This window comes from Protofrankia sp. Cj3 (assembly GCF_917627355.1).
Classification (GTDB): Bacteria; Actinomycetota; Actinomycetes; order Frankiales; family Frankiaceae; genus Protofrankia.
In genome coordinates, this window is record NZ_CAKJTR010000003.1 from 22,014 (window position 1) to 27,306 (window position 5,293).

Genomic DNA, 5,293 nt, shown 5'->3' on the forward strand with positions numbered 1-5,293 from the left:
TCCCCTATTGCCGGTCGCTCTTAATCGTAATCACTGGATCACAACAGCTGGATCACAACAGTCAGCTCAGTCACGGTGGAGGGAGTAGCGATGTTGGAGTTGGCCGTCCTCGCGTTGCTCTCGGAAAGTCCGATGCACGGCTACGAACTGCGAAAACGACTGAACACCGTGCTGGGTACCTTCCACCGTTTCAGCTACGGGTCGCTGTACCCGTGCCTGCGCAAGCTCGCGGCCGAGAGCTACGTCACCGCCGACGGCCCCACTGCCGCGGGTCGCCTCGGCGGTCGCAGCCGTGTCGTGTACACCCTCACTGCCGAGGGCAAGGAACGCCTCGCGGCCCTTCTCGGTGAAGGCGGTCCGTCCTCCTGGGAGGACGAGATGTTTGGGATCCGCTTCGCCTTCTTCGGTAAAACCGATGCGGCTGTCCGGCTGCGCATCCTTGAAGGCCGGCGCGGACGGTTGGAGGAACGACGGGAGAAGGTCCGGTCCGCGCTGACCAGGACCCGCGAACGGTTCGACTCCTACACGCTCGAGCTTCAGCGTCACGGTCTCGAGTCCGTCGAGCGCGAGGTCCGCTGGCTGACCGAACTGATCGAGACCGAGCGGGCGCAGGCACCGCCCACAGGGGTGCCCCCAGACATGTCCGCACAGACGGCGCGGCCCGGGGCGACACAGCCACCGGCTCGGGAGGACAACGGCGACGGGGCTCCGCCCACCGGCTGACGGGCAGGTGCCTCTGATCTCGCGTCGTCGTCGTAACCACCAGCGGCCCGGCCATCACCAGCAGCATCCACAACCAGCATCACTTCACACACAGCCAAAGGGAGCAGACCGTCATGGGTTCGGTACGTGTCGCTATTGTCGGTGTAGGCAACTGCGCCGCATCCCTCGTCCAGGGGGTCGAGTACTACCGCGACGCTGATCCGTCGGCGCGGGTGCCGGGCCTGATGCACACCCAGCTTGGCAACTACCACGTCCGGGACCTTGAGTTCGTCGCGGCGTTCGACGTCGACGCGAAGAAGGTCGGGCGTGACCTGTCCGAGGCGATCGTCGCCAGCGAGAACAACACCATAAAGATCATCGATGTACCACCGCTCGGCATCGCTGTCGCCCGCGGTCACACCCTGGATGGCCTTGGCCGCTACTACCGCGAGACGATCGCCGAGTCCGATGAGGAACCCGTGGACGTAGTGGCCACCCTGCGTGAGGCCCGTGTGGACGTCCTTGTCTGCTATCTTCCTGTCGGCTCCGAAAACGCGGCGAAATTCTATGCCCAGGCCGCGATCGACGCGGGCGTCGCCTTCGTCAACTGCCTTCCGGTGTTCATCGCGAGCCGGTCCGAATGGGCGGAGAAGTTCCGCGCGGCCGGGCTGCCAATTGTCGGCGACGACATCAAATCGCAGGTCGGCGCCACCATCACCCATCGCGTACTGGCAAAACTGTTCGAGGACAGAGGCATCGTCCTGGACCGCACGATGCAGCTCAACGTCGGCGGCAACATGGATTTCAAGAACATGCTCGAGCGGGAGAGGCTGGAGTCCAAAAAGATTTCCAAGACGCAGGCGGTGACGTCTCAGCTCTCCCACGACATGGGCCGAGAGAACATCCACATCGGTCCGTCCGACTATGTCTCCTGGCTGGACGACCGCAAGTGGGCCTATGTCCGCCTCGAGGGACGAGCCTTCGGGGATGTGCCGCTGAACCTGGAGTACAAACTCGAGGTCTGGGACTCGCCGAACAGTGCCGGTGTGGTCATCGACGCGGTCCGCTGCGCCAAGATCGCCCTTGACCGGGGGGTCGGCGGGCCGCTGCTCGCCGCATCCTCGTACTTCATGAAGTCACCACCGGAGCAGTACCGTGACAACGTTGCCCGTGACAAGGTGGAGGCATTCATTCGCGGCGAGTAGGACAAGCCGCGAAGGCACCGAGGGGGCCGGCCATCCGGAGGGGGTGGCCGGCCCCCCTTCTTCGTCGCTTCTTTCGCCGCCTTTTCCATGCTTTTCCGCTACCCATCGCCAGCTGTCACGGTCAGCCATCATGGCCGGATCACTGTCCCGGCGGGCCGGAGAACCGTGTGATCATAATTCTTTCGCGCGTCCGGAGGCCTCGAGCGAGATGGCGGGCGCCGTTGTCACCGAGGCAGGCGGCGCGGTGGTCGTGGGCAGCGGGCCAAAGCGCGGTTCATCCGGATCGGACGGACCGGATGAACCGGACGCGCGCGTACGCAGGTACAAGAGCGCACACACGATGTAACCGACACCGGCGGCCACCACCATAACCGTTGACCTGCCGGTGGCCGGTAGGGTGATCGCCGCGAGCGCGGCAGCGGCCACATAAGCGACGTTGAACAGAAGATCATACAAGGCGAAGACGCGTCCCCGGTAGGCGTCGTCAATCTGTTCCTGCACGACCGTGTCAACACAGATCTTGCTGGCCTGGGCCGCGAACCCGATCGGTACCGATGCGGCGATCAGCAGCGGCGAGGTGAACGGAAGACACAGAACGATCTCGACAACGCCAGCGGCGAGCAGGACGAGAACAATCCACATCTGCTTGCCAATCCGCCGGGTCACCCGCGGTGTCACGAACGCGGCCGCGACCGTTCCCACCCCACCGGCTGTCACCAACAGCGCGAGGCCTCCCAGTCCTCCGTCCGCACCCGTGAAGTAGTTACGGTAGAGCAAGATTGCCATGACCGAGGTCAGACCGTACGACGCCCGGGACCCGGTGAGCGTGGCCAGAGCGTACCGGGCCGGCGTCCGCCGCCACAGATGGCCCGCACCGTCCGCCAGTTCCGCGACCACCTGTCGAACCTCGCTGAGAACGCCCTGCCCAGGCGGTGCGGCCAAGGGGCCGAACTCGCCCCGGCCCGCGCGGGTGGCGGTACCCGCGGCCACCAGGTAGATCATGCCGGCGAATGCGGCCACCAGCGCGACACCCGCGTCGTCCCCACCGATCAGCCCCCGCAGACCGCTGCCGATGCCGGCACCGATGAGGGTCGCGAGTGTCCCGGCGGTGGTCGACAGCGCGTTCGCCGTGACGAGCCCTCCCTCGGCGACGACAACCGGCAGACCCGCGGACAGCGCGGCAAGCACGAACCGGTTGACACTGACCACCGCCAACGCGGCCGCGTAGAAGTCAGCACCGGTATGCCCGGCGGCGATCAGCACGACGAGCAGGCCGAGCAGGACTGCCCGGACCAGCGCGCAGACCACCAGCACCCGCTGCCGTGACACCCGGTCGAGCACGATCCCGGCGAACGGCCCGATAACGCTGAACGGCAGGACAACGATCGCAAGCGATGTTGCGAGCGCCGCCGCGGAGGTGGCTCGCTCCGGCGAAAACAGCACATAGCTGACCAGGGTCGCCTGGAAGACGCCGTCCGCGGCCTGTGAGGTCAGTCGGGAGGCGAAGAGCCGCCGGAATCCGGTCAGCTCGAACAGTTGTCGCAGATCTCCGGCCCGCGCCACACCACGAGCCTACGGACCCACCCGGCCGCCGGCCGCGCCGTACCCCTCCAACACTCCCTCCGGCCTCCGCTGACACGGCCGGAGCGGGCGCCGCCCCGGGGGGTTTGGCTGGGTGCCCGCGGGGCGGCGCTGTGACACGGGTTGACGGCCGGGGCCGGGCGGCTGCGCTCAGCGTAGGGAGCCATCTTCTGGACGAGACGGTGAGAGCCGAGGTTGTAGCCGTTGTCCGAGGTGAAGACAAGATAAGTGGCAGTCTGGCGCCGGCAGGCCCTGGGCGAACTTCCGGCGGCGACCACTAGCGGTCGGGCTGCTCCCCGGGGATCGGGACGCCGTTCTCCCGTGCCCAGCGCAGGAGTTCTGTCTCGGCCGCCTCTCGTCCCACCAGGCCCGCCTCGAAACGGAAATCGAGCATGTGCGCCCGCGCCCGGCCGACCAGCTGGCCCGGCGGCAGGCCTAGCAGCTCCATGATGTCGTCGCCGGACAGCTCCGGGCGGATCGCGGCGATCTCCTCCTGTTCGGACAGGCGGGCAATTCGCTCCTCAAGCGCGTCGTAGGTCGCGGCCAGCGTCTCGGCCTTGCGCCGGTTGCGCGTCGTGCAGTCCGACCGGACGAGCTTGTGCAGGCGGGACAGGTGCGGCCCAGCATCGTGGACGTACCGGCGGACGGCCGCGTCGGTCCACTCGCCACGGCCGTAGCCGTGGAACCGCAGGTGCAGAAACACCAACAGGGTGATCGCTTCTGTGACATCCTTGGGGAACCGCAGCGCCGCCAGCCGTTTACGGGTCATGTCGCGCCCGACCACCTCGTGGTGGTGGAAGGAGACACCACCACCGGAGATGTGCCGCCGGGTTCTGGGCTTGCCGATGTCGTGCAGCAGGGCGGCCCAGCGCAGTACCTCGTCCGGGCCGCCCTCGGGCAGCGGGTCCTCCAGCGCGATCGCCTGGCGCAACACGGTCAGGGTGTGGGTGTAGACGTCCTTGTGCTGGTGGTGCTCATCGATCTCCATCCGCAGCGCGGGCAGCTCCGGCAGGACGATGTCCGCGACCCCGATGTCCACGAGCCGCTCCAGCCCGACGACCGGGTCGGCCGAGAGCATGAGTTTGCGCAGCTCGTCCCGGATACGCTCGACCGATACGATCATCAACCGGGAAGCTCTGGAACGCATCGCCACGACCAGCTCGGCGACGGGGGTCAGCCCGAGCTGGGCTTCGAATCGGGCGGCCCGCAGGATGCGCAGCGGGTCGTCGTCCAAGGAGGCCACCGGGGAACCCGGGGTCCGCAGCACTGTGCGCGCGAGGTCCGCCATGCCGCCGAACAGGTCGACGAACTCATGGCCGGGCACGGACACGGCCATGGCGTTCACGGTGAAGTCACGGCGGGCGAGGTCGCCCTCGAGGGTGTCACCGTAGGCAACAGTCGGGTTCCGGGATGCCCGATCATAGGCTTCGGTGCGGTAGGTGGTCACCTCGAACCGCACCCCGGTACGGATCAGCCCGACGGTTCCGAACGCGATCCCGGCCTCCCAGACAGCGTCCGCCCAGTCGCGGGTAATCTCAAGGACACGTTCCGGCCGGGCATCGGTGGCAAAATCAAGATCAGCAGTACCCGCGCCAGCGCTCAGGCGACCGAGCAGCGCGTCCCGGACCGAACCACCGACGAGATACAGGCTGTGACCGGCGCGGGCAAAGAGCCGCCCCAGGTCATCCGCGGGAGCCGGTACCTTGAGAAGGGCACTGACCGCCCGCTCCGCGGAGTCACGTGGATTATCCAGGCAGATCACTGACACTGTCTCAGGGTATCGGCCTTCCCCCGTGCAACGCCTT

4 protein-coding genes are annotated in these 5,293 nt (G+C 67.1%); 2 read left to right on the forward strand and 2 right to left on the reverse strand.

The genetic code is table 11. The features are described 5' to 3' along the window. Window positions 1-90: 90 nt before the first annotated feature. Together MJ783_RS00790 and MJ783_RS00795 are read left to right on the forward strand one after the other, a co-directional pair. Window positions 91-723, forward strand: a complete 633-nt coding sequence (locus MJ783_RS00790) for a PadR family transcriptional regulator (RefSeq protein WP_239307944.1) — start codon at window positions 91-93, stop codon at window positions 721-723. Between the two features lie 113 nt (window positions 724-836). Beyond that, entirely contained in the window at window positions 837-1,907 is a 1,071-nt protein-coding gene (locus MJ783_RS00795) for an inositol-3-phosphate synthase (RefSeq protein WP_239307945.1), read from the forward strand. Between the two features lie 171 nt (window positions 1,908-2,078). On the opposite strand, the gene MJ783_RS00800 is transcribed toward MJ783_RS00795, so the two are convergent. After that, on the reverse strand, window positions 2,079-3,470 hold the full coding sequence (locus MJ783_RS00800; RefSeq protein ID WP_239307946.1) for an MFS transporter: 1,392 nt from the start codon (window positions 3,468-3,470) through the stop codon (window positions 2,079-2,081). Between the two features lie 295 nt (window positions 3,471-3,765). Then, window positions 3,766-5,250, reverse strand: coding sequence for a CCA tRNA nucleotidyltransferase (locus tag MJ783_RS00805; protein ID WP_239307975.1), 1,485 nt, complete (start codon window positions 5,248-5,250; stop codon window positions 3,766-3,768). Window positions 5,251-5,293 lie beyond the last annotated feature (43 nt).